Origin of the sequence: Sinomicrobium kalidii (genome assembly GCF_021183825.1) — a bacterium.
Taxonomy (GTDB): domain Bacteria; phylum Bacteroidota; class Bacteroidia; order Flavobacteriales; family Flavobacteriaceae; genus Sinomicrobium; species Sinomicrobium kalidii.
This window is the reverse complement of sequence record NZ_CP089211.1, coordinates 4,790,589-4,808,006: the sequence shown is the minus strand read 5'-3', so window position 1 is coordinate 4,808,006 and position 17,418 is coordinate 4,790,589. Positions and strand designations below refer to the sequence as shown.

Sequence of the window (17,418 nt, the reverse complement as noted above, 5' to 3'; positions counted from 1 at the left end):
ATTAAACCCGACGCTACGTTAGAACCGCTTCAAATACTAAACAAATATTGGGGGTTTGATACTTTCCGGCACCCGCAACGGCAGATCATCAATGCGCTTCTGAACGGACAGGATGCTCTTGCCCTGTTGCCTACCGGTGGCGGAAAATCCATTTGTTTCCAGGTACCCGCCCTGGCAAAAAGCGGGATATGTATTGTTATTTCTCCCCTGGTGGCCCTTATCCGCGACCAGGTGGAAAACCTCAAGGCAAAAGATATCAAGGTTACTGCCCTTACCGGAGGGTTAAAATACAGCGAAGTGGACAGCATACTGGACAACTGTATTTACGGCAATTACAAATTTCTGTACCTCTCCCCGGAACGCCTCCAGCAGGAGCTGGTATTGGAACGGATACGCCAGATGCCCGTAAACCTGGTGGCGATTGACGAGGCGCATTGCATTTCGCAATGGGGAAACGACTTCCGGCCGGCCTATCGAAACTGTTCCGTATTAAAAGAATTGTTCCCTCATGTTCCCACGATTGCCCTTACGGCTTCTGCTACCATAAAGGTGACCGAAGATATCCTGGACAACCTTCAGATCCCCGATGCAACTGTTTTCCGGCAGTCCTTTGCCCGGCCTAACATTGCTTACATGGTATTCGACGAAGAGGACAAGAGTTACAAGCTAAAACAGATATTACGCAAAAACCGGAAACCTTCCATAGTCTATGTGAGAAACCGGAAAGCCACCGCAGAAATCGCCGCTCAGCTGAACACCAACAACATTACGGCCGACCATTATCACGGTGGAATAACCCCGGAAGAAAAAGACAAAAAGCTCCGGCAATGGCTGAACAACAGTACACAGGTCATGGTAGCCACCAATGCTTTCGGTATGGGAATAGACAAACCGGATGTAAAAACAGTTATCCATATGCACCTGCCCGAAAACATGGAGAGTTACTACCAGGAAGCCGGCAGGGCGGGCAGAAACGGCGATAAGGCCTTTGCAGTAATTTTGAAAAACCGGGACGACGAGCGTTACCTGAAAAACCAGTTCCTGGACAAACTTCCCGACGTAAAATTTATAAAACTCCTGTATAAAAAACTCAATAATTATTTTCAGATTTCCTACGGGGAGGGAGCAAACATGGCTTTTTCATTTAATTTCAACCATTTCTGTACTACCTATAAACTAAATCCGGTGCTTGCGTATAACGGACTCAAATTACTGGACCGAAACTCCGTAATCGCACTCTCCGAACAGTTCGAAAGAAAGACCACACTTCAGTTTATCGTGTCTAACCATCAACTGTTCCTGTACATGGACAAAAACCCGGGTGTTGAACATATTACCCAGGGTATTCTTCGTACGTACGGAGGCATTTTTGACAACGAAACAAAAGTCAACCCGCAATTAATCGCACAAAAAACGGCTTCGGAAGAAAAAAGGGTGATCGCCGTGCTGGAACAACTGGCTAAAGACGAGATCATTTCATATACCGCCCGTCACACCGATGCGCAAATAACGTTCCTCGTCCCTCGGGAAGACGACATTACGGTGCACATCATTGCCAAGGCCATCAAAAAACAGAACAAAAAGAAACACGAACAGGTAGCATCGGTCATTCGGTATATAAACGATGACAAAACCTGTAAAAGTGCTCAGATACTTTCCTATTTCGGGGAAAAGGACACGACAGCTTGCGGTGTCTGTTCGGTTTGTATCGAAAAAAAACACAACCATCTCTCTGCGGAAATCATCAGGATCATTGAAGAAGAGATACTGAAAGCCTTGAAACAAAACAGTATGAGTTCCCGGGAACTCACGGCAACCCTTACTTTCAGGGAAAAATACGTCCTGAATGTATTGAAAAAACTCCTGGAGGAGGACAAGATCAAAATAAATGACAAGAACAAATATGAAATAACAGGATAAAAGACCGACCTTACAACCAGCTTCTGAACCCTGACAAAACAAGATCAATAACGATGAGAAATTTGAGGATCGTATTTATGGGCACCCCGGAATTTGCCGTGGAAAGCCTGAAAAAACTGGTAGAGAACGAGTATGAGGTAGTGGGTGTAATTACCGCTCCCGATAAACCGGCGGGAAGGGGGCGGAAAATCCGGCAATCTGCCATTAAGGAATATGCCGTGTCCCAGAACCTGAAAGTACTGCAACCCACAAACCTGAAAGATGAGCGGTTTCTGGACGAACTGCGTGCACTGGAAGCCAACCTCCAGGTGGTAGTGGCATTTCGTATGTTACCCCGTGTGGTATGGCAAATGCCGGAATACGGCACATTTAACCTCCACGCCTCCCTGCTGCCCGACTATCGCGGGGCCGCGCCGATCAATCACGCCATAATGAATGGTGAAAGCGTAACCGGCGTTACCACATTTTTTATTGATGATAAAATAGACACCGGGGAAATCATTCTCCGGGAAAAAACAGAGATCCTCCCGGACGATAACGCCGGGCGCCTTCACGATAAACTGATGAAGCTCGGCGGGGCTCTTGTACTCACTACCGTAAAACAGATAGAAACAGGAAAGGTCACTACCCAAAAGCAAGAAGAAATATCCGACCCGAAGACCGCCCATAAAATAAACAAAGACACCTGTCGTATTGACTGGACCGCAGATATGACGACGATATACGACCATATCCGGGGGTTAAGTCCGTACCCCGGTGCATGGACCACACTTACCAATGACGGTGAAAACATACAGGTAAAAATATACGATACGCAAAAAGAAAAATCGGAACACAACGAAACCACCGGAAAGGTCATCACAGGAAAAAGTGACGTAAAGGTTGCCGTTCGGGGTGGCTTCATTCATCTCAGGGAGATACAGCTTCCCGGAAAACGAAAAATGGACATCGGGGATGTACTCAACGGATATACGTTTCACCCTGATGCCAAAGTCAGCTAAAGGCTTATAATTACTGGGCTCAACAAAAAACAAAGAAAAGACCTACACTTTATCAACAATTTTCCGAAGTTATTAACAAAAGGCGGGATTTCCCCTTATTTTACTTGCGTTATAAGGAAATCCGTATAAATTTGTGTAACCAATTTAAAAACGATGTTTAACCAACAATTAATTTTTTAAATTCTTATATTATGAACAAAACAGAATTAATCGATGCCATGGCTGCAGATGCTGGCATCACCAAGGCCGCAGCCAAAAAAGCCCTGGAATCATTCCTGGGAAGCGTAGAAAAAACCTTGAAAAAAGGTGACAAAGTATCCTTGGTAGGCTTTGGATCATGGTCAGTTTCCAAAAGAGCTGCGAGGGAAGGAAGAAACCCGCAGACCGGAAAAACCATTAAAATTGCTGCTAAAAAAGTGGTTAAGTTTAAAGCCGGAGCTGAATTGAGCGGTGCTGTAAACTAAATATTTTCCGCTTTTCAAATAACAGAGCAAAACACCTGCGAATTGCAGGTGTTTTTTTATGGTATTGCACTACTTTCTCAATCCGAAAATTTGTTTTTATTATTTTTTTCTTTAGATTTAAAGAAATAAAATGCCTATGATTGCCTTAAAACCACAAAAGGGACATCTACTCATCGCAGAGCCTTCCATCATAGGGGACGTTTCATTCAACAGGTCCGTGGTCCTGCTCGCAGAACACAACAATGAAGGTTCCGTAGGTTTCATCCTCAACAAGCCTTTGTCTTTCCGGCTCAATGAACTGATCCCGGAAATTACCAAGTCCTTTAAGATTTATAACGGGGGGCCCGTGGAGCAGGATAATCTCTATTTTATCCACAAAGTTCCGCAAAAGATCTCCAACAGTATTGAAATTTCCAACGGAATATACTGGGGAGGAGACTTTGAAGTCATTGTTCAGCTTATAAACAACGGTGACATCAAAAGTGCTGACATTAAATTTTTCCTGGGTTATTCCGGCTGGGATACCCTTCAGCTGGAAAAAGAATTACAGTCCAACTCTTGGATCGTTTCAGAAAACACTTATAAGAGTAACGTTATCCGGAAATCCGCTTCGTCTTTATGGAAAGAAAAAATGGTGGAATTCGGCGGAGATTACCTCCTGTGGTCCAACGCCCCGGAAAACCCGAACCTGAACTGATCCCATTTCCTTTTTACTACCCCTTTTTATTTTTATTTTCCTCCGAGACGTACCTGCAGGTTCAATTTTCCCAAAAGGTCCCTGCTTACTTCGGTCCCGAATTGTTTTTTCCGGTATTTCGTTACGGGACGAATGCCCATGACGGCATTTGTGATAAACAATTCGTCTGCCTTTTGCAGTTCAAACGGGGAAACTGAGGCTTCTTCAAGCGTATATCCTTCCAGTTTGGAAACAATGTTCACTAATTGTTTGCGCAATACACCGTTGATACAACCATCGCCCGTAGGTGGTGTTTTTATCGTATTTCCTTTCACCAGGAAAATATTTCCGTTGATCGCCTCGATAACATTTCTGGACTCATTGATCAAAAGACAATTATCGTAGCCGTTCTCGGCAGCATAAATACCTGCCAGGATGTTGATAAGCCTGTTGTTGGTTTTGAGTGTGGACAGCAATCCCGAGTTGACCCAATGGTCCTTAAAGAGTTCTACGGTATAACTTTCTTCATTAAGTGTATAGAACGGACTATCCAGTGGTTTGGTTTCGATGATATATTCGACCCCTCTGGATTCGGGGAGGTAAAGTCCTCCGGGTTTTCTGTGTACACCGAGCCTTACCCTGACCGGGGCCTCCGACTGTTCATTGGCTGCGATGGTTTTCCGGATCTCCTTTTCCAGGTATTCCATCGTAAATGTCATCGGTATGTCCATTCTCAAAATCCGCATAGAGGCCATGAGACGTAAATAGTGTTCTTCCCAGAAAAATATCTTGGAATTTACTACCCGGATGGTTTCAAACAAGGCGTCGCCGTATCGCAATCCCCTGTTATCCTGGTTTAAAAAATGTGATGTTGACGGAAGTAATTCACCGTTAAAATTGATCATAAAAAAAGCCCTGAAAATTTATCCAGGGCAAATATACTGGTAAAAACACAAATAACCTTATGCAGATCCGAGAACGTGTTTCAGATCGGAAATCTGATTTTCCCAAAGCATTTTGGCCTCATCCATTTCATCTTCATCGGTAAAATCCGTGATCAGTAGCGAAACGTCCTTGGTAATTTCGTCCACTACGATCTTGAACTCGAAAAAGGCATCGTCTTCTGATGTGAGCCATTTAAACTTCACGGATTCCCCGCTTTTTTTCCGCACCAACTTGGCCTCTTCCTCACTGCCGTCCCAGATAAAGGTGTAAATTTCACCACGGGAATTCACATTATCGGCAAACCATTCGGACAATCCGGACGGCGTAGAGAGATACTGAAATAAAAGCTGTGGGGAAGAATGTATCTGAAATTCAAGTTCGTATTTTATTTTATCCTGCATATCTGTTCCTTTTTTAGGATTGACAATATAACTATTTCTTACAAAAATCCTAAACTAAAACCATAAAATATTTTTTGCATTATGTATTTGCCGTACACGATTTTGTTTCTATATTTGCAGCCGCTAAGGCAAGTTTGCCGCTGCTTACGGCAGTTTTACCGTAAAAATGGCGAGGTAGCTCAGTTGGTTAGAGCGTCGGATTCATAACCCGGAGGCCACGGGTTCAAATCCCGTCCTCGCTACATAAAAAAGGGCTTTCGAAAAAACCGAAAGCCCTTTTTTCTTTCCGAGTCAATAAAAACGGTATGAAATATCACTCTTTAATGACATCCTTATCCAGCGTTTCATAGACCTGATCTTTGATTTTCGCTTTATCTCCTACAACAATAAGGGTCATTTCTCCGGGTTTAATATATTTTTTTACCATTTCACTGACCTGCTCGGGTGTTACCTCATACATATTTTTCACCTTATCCTCAAGCCAGGATTCCGGCAGCTCGTGCAGGTCCAGGAAATTTAATTGTCCGATAATTCCCCCGGGAGTGGAATTTCTCAGTACAAACAGTCCCGATTCGTAGTTTTTTATTCCCTCCAGTTCTTCTCCGGCAGGTGCTTCTTCCTGCAACCTGGTAATTTCCTTTTTGATCTCCTTTATCGAAGCGCCTGTAAATTCTGAAGTCACATCAGCGGCTTCAAACCAGACACCCGTCTTATAATTGCTCTGAAGACTGCTGCGCGGCGAATAGGTATACCCTTTGTCTTCCCGGATATTACTGGTGATCCTCGATCCGAAAGAACCTCCGAGGAGGGAATTGGTAATATCGAGCGCAATATAATCCGGATCTTCAGGCGATATGACAGGCAATCCGTACATAATAGTGGATTGCGGCGCCCCCGGACGATCTATGATATTCACCATATGTTGTGTTTTCGGGGTAGCCTCCGGATAAGAAACTTCCGGTCCCCCGGTCCAGGACGAAAAAGCCTCTTTTACGGCCTCTTCTGCCGAAGCCGTATCAAATTTCCCTACTACATACACCACGGTACGTTTTGCCCCGAAATTTGTACTGTAAAACCGTTTTATATCCTCCGTAGTATAAGTATCGATCAAGGTGTCTGTAGGGTATATCCTTCCATAGGAATGATCGGGGTATATGGCCGCGTAAAAATCTTTCCTGGCTTGTGACTGCGGACGTGACAAACTAACACTCAGATTGCGCTTCATGTCGTTTTTGAGACGTTCCAGCTCCGATTCCGGCCATTTGGGATGCAATAATACATCTGCCATTGTTTTTATGGCTTGCGGGGCAAATTCGGAAAGTACGTCAGTGTTCAGGTTTGTAGTATGGCTCCCCACCGAAATATTCAGGTTGCCCCCCATAGCGGCCATCTCGTTGGAAATGGTCCTGGCATCCTTTGATTCACTGCCTTCTTCCATCAGATCACCCAGCAGGTCACAAAGCCATACTTCATTTTCCTTTTCGTGGATGTTCCCTGTTTTAACCGTAATACTGATGGTAGCCTTCGGAATGGCCCCGTAAGGCACCATAACCAGTTCCAGGCCATTATCCAGGGAAACTACCTGCTTTTCCGGTAATTTAAAGTCTTTCGGTTCTCCCCCTTTCGGCGGCGGCTCCTTTTCCTGGGCGGTCAGGGGCAATATAAAAGCCAGTAGTATGAAGTTTAAAACGTATTTTTTCATTGCGCGGAATTTTTGTCGTTAGCTAATAAGGGATTAACCCTGAGTATGGTCCTGTTGGTAGGTCGCAGATAATCGTCAATGGTCTTGTGAATGACCTCCGGCGTTATTTTCCTGAACTCCTCTTCCAGTGTATTGATCCTTCCGGGATCGTCATCGAACAGGGCAAAGCTGCACAACAGATCGGCCCTTCCCATGCCAAATGTTCCTCCGAGTTCATCATACAGGTCAGACCTCATCTTTACCACGGCTCCGTCCAGTGCCTTCTGGTCAATGGTCAGCTTTAAACTGTCCATCACTTCGTCTACGGCACCTACGATCTCCGCTTCCGTCTTTCCGTTGTCATAGGTAAAATTGAACATCCACAACATGGGACCGTTATAGTTGAACATATTGCCCAGAAAATTAATCCCTCCGCTGATACCGGAAGTATATCCTTTTTCACTTACCAGTTTTTGCCGGAGCAATGCATTATCGCCCTGTGCCAGTATCTGGTCCAGCAACCCCATGGCAAAATATTCGGGAGTGTTGCGTTCGGGCATCTTGTAGGCTATTGCAATAGCGGGTTTATTGGCCAGGGAATCGTTTTTGACAAAGCGTTTTTCTTCTGTCTGCAAGGGTTCTGAAATATCCGGTTTTTCCGGAAGCGAAGCCGACGGGATACTGCCAAAATATTTTTGTATCCATCCCCGCACCTCTTCCCTGTCAAAATCACCTATCACAGCGAGGGCGGCATTGTTCGGTGAATAATAGGTATTAAAAAAGGATTCCACATCTTCGAGGTTTGCTGCATCCAGATCCTCGAGGTCCCCGTAAAAGTTATGGGAATTATACCAGTTGGTATTGGCATATTGCGGCATGTCCAGCCAGGGAAATCCTCCGTAAGGCTGGTTGAGCACATTGACCCTGACTTCGTTTTTGACCACACCCTGTTGATTGGTCAGGTTTTCCTGGGTAATGTCCAGCCCCTTCATCCGGTCTGCTTCCGCCCACAGCATGGTTTCCAGCTTATGGGAAGGGACTATTTCAAAATAATTGGTAAAGTCGAAACGGGTAGAGCCATTCAGGACACCTCCGTTCTTTTGCACCAGATTGATAAACTCCATTTTGCCCAGGTTTTCAGATCCCTGGAACATCATGTGTTCAAACAAATGTGCAAAACCCGTCCTGTTTTTCGGTTCTATTCTGAATCCGATATTATAATAAACCGCGACAATAGCCGTCGGTGCGGTCTTATCCTCCGAAAGAATGACTTTAAGACCGTTATCCAGCTTGTAATATTCCACCGGCACCGTGTACGTGTCGGCAGCGCTCTCTCCATCTGTTTCCCTGTCATTTTTACAGGAGATGAAAAATAAGCACATCATTAACAACGTAATTTGTAGTTTCATGTACAGTAAAGTTTTAATTGATCTTAATATGATGGCAATCTAAAATACAAAAAATCAGCCTTCTGCGAAATTTTTGAGCATTGCCACATACTAAAAGACGCAAAAAGGGCGAAAGCGTTACATTATAAAACAGGAAAAATCAAGGAGATTATTCTGCAGGTATAATAAAGAGGTATTTAAATCGATCTCCGTGTTGCTACCCGGAAGTGAGTATTGTCCTTTTGTGCTTCAGCACCTCTTTTTCCCCCTCGGACTTGCTCAGGGCTATTGCCCTTGTATAATGTATTACGGCCCGGCTCTTGTCTATTGAAGTATACAAATGTCCCAGCAGGGAATGGTAATGGCTGTTTTCTTCCAGTTCCAGTTTTTCCGCTTCTGTTATCCCCGCTCTTTCACCGTGAACCCGGGCATAGGCAAAAGCCCTGTTCAGGACCGTTGCCGGGGAATACTCGATCAGTACGAGCTTGTTGTATAATTGCAGGATATGATGCCATTTGTTTTTATCCGTGGGGGTTGTATGCCAGTATGCAATACCGGCTTCCAGATGATATTTGGAAACCGTATTCCCCGAACAGGCCTGTACCAGGTAATAGTTCCCCCTTTGTATAAGCTCCCGGTCCCATTCCGCTTTGTTCTGTTCTTCAAACAGTACGGTTTTGCCGGCATTGTCTGTCCTGGCATCCAGCCTGGAGCTCTGAAAACACATAAGAGCCAGTAAGGCATTAGCATCGGGGGTATCGGTCTCCGGGTTTTCGGTAAGGATCAGGGTAAGCCGGACAGCCTCTGAGCACAGGTCCTTGCGTATTAGCTGATTGCCCGTTCTGGAAAAATAACCTTCATTGAACAAAAGGTACAATGTTCTCAATACGGTATCCAAACGTGATCGTATGGCAGCTTCTCCCGGTTGTTTTATATGGAAGGTTTTGCTTCGGAGTTTATTCCTGGCCCGAAACAGCCGTTTTTTCACAGTTTCCTTTTTGGTAAGGAAAGCATTGGCTATTTCTTCCACACTAAATCCGCACAGCACCTGAAGTGCCAGGCATATCTGTGCTTCGGTCGAATTGGCCGGGTTACAAACCGCAAATATCATGGCCAGCTGGCTGTCTGCAATGACCTGATCGGTAAAATTTATCGCTTCCGGATCCGTCGCAAAGGGTTCGACGGTCTTTTTGATCTTATTTTCAAAAACGGTAAGCCGCCTTAAATAGTCCCTTGCCTTGTTGGTTGCCACGGTATATAACCACCCTTCGGGGTTTTCGGGAACTCCTTTTTCACCCCAGGTTTCCGCAGCTTTTAAAAAGGTTTCGCTGACAATATCTTCGGCAGTCTCCATATGGTCCAAACCAAAATGACGGCACAACACGGCCGTCATCTTGGTATATTCCAGGCGAAACAGGTGAGGCAAAAGCGTTTTATGACTGTCCGTTTTGTCCGGCATCAGTATCAGTCGTTATTGAACGTAAGCACTTCCCTGACTTCCACATTTCCTCCGGCCTTGAGAATGGGGTTGCTACGGGCCAGCTCAACGGCTTCATCAATAGTGGCCGTTTTCACGATCATAAAACCGCTTATAAATTCCTTGATCTCGGTATAAGGGCCATCTGTAATAACATTATCCGGCTTTACGGTTTTGGCTTCCCGGGCCGAAAGGCGGTTTCCCTTGTCGGCAAGCTTGTTCCGGGCAGCAACACTCCCCAGCCAGTTCATTCGTGCCTCTAACTGTTCGGAAGACGGGTTGGCATGCGGATCGGTAGTGTTCCTGAAAATCAATACGAATTCTTTCATCACTGTATATTTTTAATGTTTCTACCCTAATGACGATCGCCCTTCTGCAAAGGGGACAAACAGTTTTACCTTTTTTATCCCCGGACTATTTTCCCGGCTGCAAATCAATCCCGGAGGTTATTTTATCAGGTAAGCACACCTTCGTGCCCCGGCAAGGATATGGTCTATACGTTTTACGGTAACATCATCACCGAGGACCGTTTTAAAAGTTTCAAGCTCGGTGCTGCAAAAGCCCTGACAGGTTTTGGCTGCTTCACAAATGGGGCAGTGATTTTCTGTCAGCAGGTAACCTTCGTCGGTCTTTTCGTATTGGGCCATATACCCTTCTTCCTCACGGATATTGGCCAGTATGCTGATCCGCTCTTCGAGGTTTTTAGCATATTGCATGCGGTTCATGTATTTTTTGGTATTGTCTTTTCCTGTCGAAATTATGATCTTTTCCAGCGCTTCTTCCCCAAGGCTATCACGTACGGACTGTATGAGTTTTACGGTAAGGTGCGCATGTTTATCCGGAAACCTGGAGTGGCCCTTCTCCGTGAGTGACCATATTTGCTGCGGACGTCCTCTCCCCCTGGATACGCTTTCAGACTTTACCAAACCTTCATTAGAGAGCTTCAATAGCTGAAACCGCACACCTTCGGTAGTGATTCCCAAAGTTGCGGAAAGTTTTTTCAGGTTCTTAGGTCCCTGATTTTTAAGTATCCGGATCACTTTCTCATTTTCCGACAGCTCATTATTCATAATAAACAAAGTATTTATTTGGTTTAATATGCAAATATATTATATTTGTATTGGAAATAACGTTCATTTATTCAAAATAACAAAATTATGCAATACCAACTACCGGAACCGGCATACGGATATGATGCAATGCTCCCTTACATAGACACGGAAACCATGGAGATTCACCATTTGAAACACCATGCAGGTTATGTTAACAAATTAAATACCGCCCTTAAGGATGCCGGTATCGTGCCCGAAAAGCTGGAAGACCTTTTTAAAACCATTTCCACACTTCCCGCCGGTATCAGGAATAATGCCGGGGGACATTACAATCACAGTTTATTCTGGAAAATACTATCTCCCGACGGCGGGGGGAAACCCTCGGGTGAACTCGCCAAGGCCATAGACCGGAACTTTGGTTCTTTTGAGTCTTATAAAGCTGCTTTCCACAAAGCAGCAGCTTCGCGCTTCGGCTCAGGATGGGCATGGCTGATACTCACTGCCGACAGGGAACTCAAAGTATCTTCCACCCCCAATCAGGATAACCCTTTGATGGATGTGGCAGAAGAAAAAGGTACCCCGCTTCTGGGTATCGATGTCTGGGAACATGCCTATTATCTGAAATACCGGAACAAGCGACCGGAATATATTGAAGCGTTCTGGCATGTTATCAACTGGAAAGAAGTAGAAAAAAGATACACAGAAAATCTCTGATGCTTTCCTTTCCGCCGGCCGGGCTCCGGATTTTACTGTTTCTGACAGACCTGCAACGGGTTTTTAAAATTAATCTCTTTTTCCATGAAACGTTATCAAAACATATTCGCCTGGTTCAACCATTCACTTCAAAAAGAAAACTCTCCAGGTTTCAAGGCATTGGCAGGTTCCCTAACAGGTGAGGTCCTGTTTGTAGACCTCATTTCAGATCAACTTGTATGCGCTGGTAAAACATTCAGCTTTAAAGAACTTCACAAGCTTTTAAATGCCTTCAACATTCGCTATATCATTATTGTCAATACTCCTGTTCCTTTTTCCGGAGATCTGCGCTCACCTTCGTGTTTGAGTATACCCGGATGGGGATATAGTTTATGGCAAGCTTACGCAGAACGTCATGCCAAACACAATACATCCGCCCGTTGGTCCGGTAATATTGCCGAATTACAGGTCATGGAAAAAGCACTCCGGCTATGTAAGCTCAAAGCCGTCCGGGAAGCCTTTCGGGAAGGTGTGCTTGTGAATATATTCGGCTGGCTTTATAATGAGGAAAAAAGACAAATAACCGATCTTCATACGGACCTGTTGCTTACACTGGATGAAGTAGCCCTTCACAACAAGGGTCACGAATATATTACGACGTAGTTGTGTACTTAAAATCAATAGTACCTGGTAAGCTTTTTATACAGAAATAATTCTCATGTCTGCCAGTGGAAAAATAGTCCACAACTTTAAGGCCGATATTTCCGAAAGCATGCTTATATTTGTGCTCCCCCCTACTTTAAAAATTTGATAAAAAGGAAACATTCTTTTTACAAATTGCATTTTCCTGATATATAAGTTTGTAATCCCGAACAGGTGAGCACCATGGAAACAGGATAGTTTTTTCCGTTAAGCGCCTTGTTCCTAATTTTTTTATATGATGAAAAAAACTACTCGCTTTTCATTTTTTATTATATGCCTTGTCCTCGCCTGGCATAATTTTGGCAATGCCCAGCATTTTTCTGTCAGTTCCCTTCAGGGTATACACCCCGTTAACAAGGAATATTTCAGCTTTCCGCTTATCACTGATCGTACCGATGCCGCCCGAAGGATCAATACCTGGCTTCACGGTACCATCCTGGAAACCCTGCCCGGGAAATTCAACCGGTCCCCTTTTGAACGTATATGGCCCCGAAAAGGTTCGCCACAGGGAGTAACTATGCTGAACTACCTGGTCTATGCCAACAATACAAGGTATATTTCTATGGATATTATCGGAAAGTATTCCGGAACATCTCTTTCCTCCTTCTCCATAATTCAGAATTTTGACGCAAAGAGCGGGCAGCCGATAAACCTGGAAGATTTGTTTACCCGAAAAGGGCTTCAGGAATTACAACAACTGGTGATAAAACAAAGAACCGACCGGATAGACCGTTTCCTCGCATCCCTGGATACCACAAACCGGGTTGCTGCGGAACAATACACCATCTATAGCGATTGTCTGTCCTCCATAAAAAACGACAAGCTGAAATATGACGAATTGCTGCTCACCAACAGCTCCCTGAAAATAATACGCAGACGCTGTGCTTCCCATACCGGTGCTGCGTATGATGACCCCGGGGATTTTGAAAATGAATTTGACCTTTCCCGGTTAAAGCCCTTTCTGAACAATTACGGCCAATACCTGCTGACGGCCTCTTCGGAATACAACACAAAAAAAGAGGAAAAGAACATGCACATAGGACTATACCAGGGAAAAATAGACGAACAACACGCAATACACCTTTTTGTAGAAAAAATTTATGATGATGGTCTGGTAAGGGCATTTTGTTTTTATGACAACCCGGCCAGGAAAATTGATTTGCAGGCCTTAAAACATCAGGACGGATCTTATGAGTTCCGGGAAATGGGCAAAAATCACCGCACTACCGCCGGTATTTTTCGCCTGAAACCGGTTTCTTCATTTCACCTGAAAGGAAAATGGTCAATGCCCGATAGCTCGGCCACGCACATGATCGATTTGCATTAACCGGTATCAGCCTATCAACAGACATTCGTTCCATTTGGTATAGTCGGGCGACAATTCCGCCATAATGGCCAGGCCTATACCAGCCACGCCTTCCAGAAGGTTGGCCTCTGCCCGCCATCCCGATATGTCGCCTCCGCGCCATTGCATATAGCCCGCATATCCTTTTTCATGGATGTCTGCTGACAATCCTTTTTCCTGCCAGAACCGGGCAGCTTCGGCAAATTCCTTTTCTCCGGTCTGCCTGTACATGTAACGATATATGTGCATGATGCCAAATATCCCGTGACACAGCCCGGCATCCTTTACCCCGGCTTCTTCCGTATCCCTTCGCTTCGTGGTATGTTTCAACACCTGCACTGCCTTTTCACACAATACATCGTCCTTCAGTGCACTTCCGGCGTGCCAGAGGGAGAGTGCGGTCCCGAGATCGCCATAGCACCAGCCTAACCTCACTTTTTCACTCTTTTCTCCTGCCGATGTAATCCAGCCCGGGAAAACGGACGAACCCGCAGCCGTGTTTTCCCACTGCACAATATAACCGACAGCACCTTCCAGAACAGGCCTTACTTCCGTATAAAAATCGGGGTGAACAAGTAATCGCGATAAAAAACTGACTATACCGGACATTCCGTGGGATAAGCTCAGGTTATAGCCTTTTAGCCCTTCATCGCGTATCAGAAAAGATTCCCATTTACAGGTTTCCCCTTCTCTTTCTGCCCGGTCACCGAGCAACTTGATTATCCCGGACAACTCTTCCCTGTAACGTTTTTTTAGCGTTTCGGACCCCGTGTTCCGGTAGCGTTTCAGAAAATAATAGCCTATGCCCAGTACGCCGTGTAAAAAGTCGTAAAAATTGATGTCTTTATAGCGTTTTATACTACCGGAAAGAAAGTCGTCGAAATCCCGGAGAAGGGTATCGTGGTCTATGTCTATGAACCCTTCTTCCCGCAATAGTTCCATACTCCACAGCGCTCCGGGTATACCCGCACAGAAAGTATGCATCGTGTAGCCGTTATTGATCCTTTCGAAGACCAGCGACAATATTTCCGATCCTAAGTCGGCATACCGTTCTTTACCCGTAAACCGGGAATAATAAAATGCGAAAAGGGCCATTCCAGATATACCGGACAACACCCCTACATCTTCGGTCCCGGGATATTCCTTTTCCAGTACCTTACTTATTTCTTCCAGTTTTTTGAATAAAGAGGCTTCCTGTATGTTCATGGCAGTTCAAAGATAACAGTTCTCAGGGGTGGATCAGTAACTATATTAAACAAAAAACACAGGCTGTAAACACCTTTTTAGAAAGTGCACAGCCCGTGTCTACAGGTTCATTTTTTTAATAACATTGCATTCCAGGAGGGGGGCATGTATTTAACGGCCCGTTAGTGGGGCAGTACATAGTGTCCTGGCAGATCGTACCGTCGGTAACGGCTCCACCTTTAACTCCTTTTGCGCTCAGGTTACTTACAACCTCTTTTTTCAGTTGCAAGTTTTTTAAAGATTTTTTCATGATAAGAGATATTTAAAGTTATACCTACTCTGTTAAAGGTTTTCGGCTTCCCCTTTTTCGTTCCACAGATCTCAGGAGTACGGATTTTGGATTCCGGTCCCCCTGTAGTAGGTCTTTAATTCTATTCTCCCATACCCGGGTCTTCAAATATATCTCTTATTATTCCATAAAAAAATCCCTGAAATCAGGGATTTTCATCAAAATATTGTTAATTCAACAACTTAATGTTAAAAAACAAGGTGTGCTTACTTCACGGCTTCTTCATAGTTACGGCTTACTTCCTTCCAGTTTATGATCTTCCACAGGGCATTCAGGTAATCTCCCCGTTTGTTTTGATATTTCAGGTAATAGGCATGTTCCCAAACGTCTGCACCCAATACGGGAATACCCTGAACCATAGCATCTTCCATAAGCGGGTTGTCCTGGTTTGGGGTAGAGGTAACTGACAGTTTTTTATCCGGAGTAACTATCAACCAGGCCCAGCCCGATCCGAAACGGCCTGCAGCGGCTTCCCTGAACTGTTCTTTCAGTTGCTCCGTTCCGCCAAAATCCCTTTCTATGGCTTTTTTCAATGCTGCCGAAAGTCTGGTCCCTTTCTCCGGAGTGAGTATTGACCAAAACAATGTATGGTTATAGTGTCCTCCCGCATTGTTTCTTACCGCCTCATCATAGGCCGATATATCGGCAAAAACAGCTTCAAGTGTGGCCGGTGTCCTATCCGACATTTTCAAGGCCTTGTTTAACTTGGCCACATATCCGGCATGGTGCTTACTGTAGTGGATTTCCATTGTTATGGCATCAATAAAAGGTTCCAGGGCATCATAAGCATAGGGTAAGGGAGCTTGTTTAAACTGGGCTGATATATTATTAGTTGCCAGCAACACTATGCCCAACAGTAAAAAACTTATTTTTTTGTTCATATGTCTCATTTTAGATATGCGTTAATAACTCTGTTTTTATATATCTGCCGGAAAAGGGTCCGGGAATGCCGCTTTTTTATCGAAAAGGTACTGTTCTTCGTCTTTCAGCAAACACTTTTCCAGATCGATTGTGATTTTTTTGCGATCTATATCCTGCCCGATAAAAACCAGTTCGTTCATCCTGTCTCCCCATTGTTTGCTCCACCTGTCTTCTATAATGCTCTTGTTATGGTGATAGGAAGGATAATGTATCCTTTCCGAGAAAGGCATACTGCACCACCATACCCCCGCTCTTTCCAGTCTTGACGACCCGCCGGCCTGGGAAAAATTCAGGGCATCGTCCGGACGGGAAGCGAGCCAGAACAGCCCCTTCGCCCGAATAATGTTACCGGGGTATTCCTCCTGCAGGTATTTCCAGAAACGCCCGGGATGAAAAGGCTTCGGGTTCCGGAAAACAAAAGAGCCGATACCGTATTCTTCCGTTTCGGGAGTATGATGTCCTGCTTCCAGTTCTTTCTGCCATCCTGCCGATTCCTGTGCTTCTTCAAAATCAAAAAGCCCGGTATTGAGTATTTCAGAAGGATTTATGCGCCCGAAAGAGGATTCAATGACACGGGCACCGGGGTTCAGCTTCCGGATCGCTGCCCTGATCAGCCCCACGGTCCTTTCTCCCGCTAGGTCGGTCTTGTTGAGTATAATCACATTGGCAAATTCCACCTGGTCCGTAAGCAGGTTAACAATAGTCCTGTAATCTCCCTCCATGTCGGTAAGTCCCCTGTCCACAAGCATCTCATCCGTGCCAAAATCTTTCAGGAAATTAAAACAGTCGACTACCGTTACCATCGTATCGATATAGCTGAACGCGGATAAGTCAATACCCTGCTCCTGATCGGCGTAAGAAAAGGTCTGTGCCACGGGAACAGGTTCGCTGATCCCGGTGCCTTCTATGAGCAGATAGTCGAACCGGCCTTCCTCTCCCAGTCGTTTCACCTCGACCATAAGGTCTTCCCGGAGTGTACAGCATATACATCCGTTACTCATTTCCACCAGTGTCTCTTCTGTTCGTGAAAGGACATTCTCATTTTCGACCAGCCGCGCATCGACATTGATCTCGCTCATATCATTGACAATCACGGCCACTTTAAGTCCCTCTTTATTTTGCAGTATGTGGTTGAGTAAAGTGGTTTTTCCGGCTCCCAGAAAACCACTTAAAACGGTAACGGGTAATTTTTTCATATATCACGAAGAATATACCAAC

17 protein-coding genes and 1 tRNA gene are annotated in these 17,418 nt (G+C 44.9%); 8 read left to right on the top strand and 10 right to left on the bottom strand.

What is annotated here, in order from left to right:
• From LS482_RS19365 to LS482_RS19350, 4 genes are all read left to right on the top strand, one after another.
• A complete protein-coding gene (locus tag LS482_RS19365; protein WP_233031860.1) occupies positions 1-1,920 on the top strand; it encodes a RecQ family ATP-dependent DNA helicase in 1,920 nt (639 codons plus the stop codon).
• 53 nt (positions 1,921-1,973) lie between these two features.
• On the top strand, positions 1,974-2,921 hold the full coding sequence (gene fmt, locus LS482_RS19360; RefSeq protein WP_233029172.1) for a methionyl-tRNA formyltransferase: 948 nt from the start codon (positions 1,974-1,976) through the stop codon (positions 2,919-2,921).
• 191 nt (positions 2,922-3,112) lie between these two features.
• The gene (locus LS482_RS19355; protein ID WP_233029171.1) at positions 3,113-3,385 is read left to right on the top strand and encodes an HU family DNA-binding protein; all 273 of its coding nucleotides are present in this window, start codon (positions 3,113-3,115) and stop codon (positions 3,383-3,385) included.
• 136 nt (positions 3,386-3,521) lie between these two features.
• Positions 3,522-4,082: a YqgE/AlgH family protein gene (locus LS482_RS19350; RefSeq protein ID WP_233029170.1), complete on the top strand. Its 561-nt coding sequence runs from the start codon at positions 3,522-3,524 to the stop codon at positions 4,080-4,082.
• Positions 4,083-4,114: 32 nt separating this feature from the next.
• On the opposite strand, the gene LS482_RS19345 is transcribed toward LS482_RS19350, so the two are convergent.
• A complete protein-coding gene (locus LS482_RS19345) occupies positions 4,115-4,966 on the bottom strand; it encodes an aminotransferase class IV (protein WP_233029169.1) in 852 nt (283 codons plus the stop codon).
• A 57-nt stretch (positions 4,967-5,023) separates the two neighbouring features.
• Positions 5,024-5,407, bottom strand: a complete 384-nt coding sequence (locus tag LS482_RS19340) for an START-like domain-containing protein (protein ID WP_233029168.1) — start codon at positions 5,405-5,407, stop codon at positions 5,024-5,026.
• 168 nt (positions 5,408-5,575) lie between these two features.
• On the opposite strand from LS482_RS19340, the gene LS482_RS19335 reads away from it, so the two are divergent.
• Positions 5,576-5,649, top strand: a tRNA-Met gene (locus tag LS482_RS19335).
• A 71-nt stretch (positions 5,650-5,720) separates the two neighbouring features.
• Here the strand turns inward: LS482_RS19335 and LS482_RS19330 are convergent.
• From LS482_RS19330 to LS482_RS19310, 5 genes are all read right to left on the bottom strand, one after another.
• Positions 5,721-7,109 (bottom strand): M16 family metallopeptidase, encoded by a 1,389-nt coding sequence (locus tag LS482_RS19330; protein ID WP_233029167.1) that lies wholly within the window; start codon positions 7,107-7,109, stop codon positions 5,721-5,723.
• Positions 7,106-8,497 carry a M16 family metallopeptidase gene (locus LS482_RS19325; RefSeq protein WP_233029166.1) on the bottom strand — a complete coding sequence of 464 codons (1,392 nt, stop codon included), beginning with the start codon at positions 8,495-8,497 and terminating at the stop codon, positions 7,106-7,108. The genes LS482_RS19330 and LS482_RS19325 overlap by 4 nt, the downstream gene beginning before the upstream one ends.
• Positions 8,498-8,693: 196 nt before the next feature.
• Positions 8,694-9,935, bottom strand: a complete 1,242-nt coding sequence (locus tag LS482_RS19320; RefSeq protein ID WP_233029165.1) for an RNA polymerase sigma factor — start codon at positions 9,933-9,935, stop codon at positions 8,694-8,696.
• Positions 9,936-9,940: 5 nt separating this feature from the next.
• Positions 9,941-10,282: a YciI family protein gene (locus LS482_RS19315; protein WP_233029163.1), complete on the bottom strand. Its 342-nt coding sequence runs from the start codon at positions 10,280-10,282 to the stop codon at positions 9,941-9,943.
• A 117-nt stretch (positions 10,283-10,399) separates the two neighbouring features.
• On the bottom strand, positions 10,400-11,023 hold the full coding sequence (locus tag LS482_RS19310; protein WP_233029161.1) for a helix-turn-helix transcriptional regulator: 624 nt from the start codon (positions 11,021-11,023) through the stop codon (positions 10,400-10,402).
• Between the two features lie 87 nt (positions 11,024-11,110).
• On the opposite strand from LS482_RS19310, the gene LS482_RS19305 reads away from it, so the two are divergent.
• From LS482_RS19305 to LS482_RS19295, 3 genes are all read left to right on the top strand, one after another.
• On the top strand, positions 11,111-11,719 hold the full coding sequence (locus tag LS482_RS19305) for a superoxide dismutase (protein ID WP_233029160.1): 609 nt from the start codon (positions 11,111-11,113) through the stop codon (positions 11,717-11,719).
• An 84-nt stretch (positions 11,720-11,803) separates the two neighbouring features.
• Positions 11,804-12,361, top strand: a complete 558-nt coding sequence (locus LS482_RS19300) for a hypothetical protein (RefSeq protein ID WP_233029158.1) — start codon at positions 11,804-11,806, stop codon at positions 12,359-12,361.
• 274 nt (positions 12,362-12,635) lie between these two features.
• A complete protein-coding gene (locus tag LS482_RS19295; protein WP_233029157.1) occupies positions 12,636-13,727 on the top strand; it encodes a hypothetical protein in 1,092 nt (363 codons plus the stop codon).
• Positions 13,728-13,733: 6 nt separating this feature from the next.
• Here the strand turns inward: LS482_RS19295 and LS482_RS19290 are convergent, their stop codons facing one another.
• From LS482_RS19290 to LS482_RS19280, 3 genes are all read right to left on the bottom strand, one after another.
• Positions 13,734-14,951 (bottom strand): lanthionine synthetase C family protein, encoded by a 1,218-nt coding sequence (locus tag LS482_RS19290; protein ID WP_233029156.1) that lies wholly within the window; start codon positions 14,949-14,951, stop codon positions 13,734-13,736.
• A gap of 534 nt (positions 14,952-15,485) precedes the next feature.
• Positions 15,486-16,160 (bottom strand): superoxide dismutase, encoded by a 675-nt coding sequence (locus LS482_RS19285; RefSeq protein ID WP_233029155.1) that lies wholly within the window; start codon positions 16,158-16,160, stop codon positions 15,486-15,488.
• Positions 16,161-16,196: 36 nt separating this feature from the next.
• Complete coding sequence (locus LS482_RS19280; RefSeq protein ID WP_233029154.1) at positions 16,197-17,396, bottom strand: GTP-binding protein; 1,200 nt, start codon at positions 17,394-17,396, stop codon at positions 16,197-16,199.
• Positions 17,397-17,418: the final 22 nt, after the last annotated feature.

What these genes read in the sequence shown, in the direction of transcription:
- fmt (WP_233029172.1), top strand. Translation starts at nt 1,974, where the DNA reads ATGAGAAATTTGAGGATCGTATTTATGGGCACCCCGGAATTTGCCGTG.
- LS482_RS19355 (WP_233029171.1), top strand. Translation starts at nt 3,113, where the DNA reads ATGAACAAAACAGAATTAATCGATGCCATGGCTGCAGATGCTGGCATC.
- LS482_RS19350 (WP_233029170.1), top strand. Translation starts at nt 3,522, where the DNA reads ATGATTGCCTTAAAACCACAAAAGGGACATCTACTCATCGCAGAGCCT.
- LS482_RS19345 (WP_233029169.1), bottom strand. Translation starts at nt 4,966, where the DNA reads ATGATCAATTTTAACGGTGAATTACTTCCGTCAACATCACATTTTTTA.
- LS482_RS19340 (WP_233029168.1), bottom strand. Translation starts at nt 5,407, where the DNA reads ATGCAGGATAAAATAAAATACGAACTTGAATTTCAGATACATTCTTCC.
- LS482_RS19330 (WP_233029167.1), bottom strand. Translation starts at nt 7,109, where the DNA reads ATGAAAAAATACGTTTTAAACTTCATACTACTGGCTTTTATATTGCCC.
- LS482_RS19325 (WP_233029166.1), bottom strand. Translation starts at nt 8,497, where the DNA reads ATGAAACTACAAATTACGTTGTTAATGATGTGCTTATTTTTCATCTCC.
- LS482_RS19320 (WP_233029165.1), bottom strand. Translation starts at nt 9,935, where the DNA reads ATGCCGGACAAAACGGACAGTCATAAAACGCTTTTGCCTCACCTGTTT.
- LS482_RS19315 (WP_233029163.1), bottom strand. Translation starts at nt 10,282, where the DNA reads ATGAAAGAATTCGTATTGATTTTCAGGAACACTACCGATCCGCATGCC.
- LS482_RS19310 (WP_233029161.1), bottom strand. Translation starts at nt 11,023, where the DNA reads ATGAATAATGAGCTGTCGGAAAATGAGAAAGTGATCCGGATACTTAAA.
- LS482_RS19305 (WP_233029160.1), top strand. Translation starts at nt 11,111, where the DNA reads ATGCAATACCAACTACCGGAACCGGCATACGGATATGATGCAATGCTC.
- LS482_RS19300 (WP_233029158.1), top strand. Translation starts at nt 11,804, where the DNA reads ATGAAACGTTATCAAAACATATTCGCCTGGTTCAACCATTCACTTCAA.
- LS482_RS19295 (WP_233029157.1), top strand. Translation starts at nt 12,636, where the DNA reads ATGATGAAAAAAACTACTCGCTTTTCATTTTTTATTATATGCCTTGTC.
- LS482_RS19290 (WP_233029156.1), bottom strand. Translation starts at nt 14,951, where the DNA reads ATGAACATACAGGAAGCCTCTTTATTCAAAAAACTGGAAGAAATAAGT.
- LS482_RS19285 (WP_233029155.1), bottom strand. Translation starts at nt 16,160, where the DNA reads ATGAACAAAAAAATAAGTTTTTTACTGTTGGGCATAGTGTTGCTGGCA.
- LS482_RS19280 (WP_233029154.1), bottom strand. Translation starts at nt 17,396, where the DNA reads ATGAAAAAATTACCCGTTACCGTTTTAAGTGGTTTTCTGGGAGCCGGA.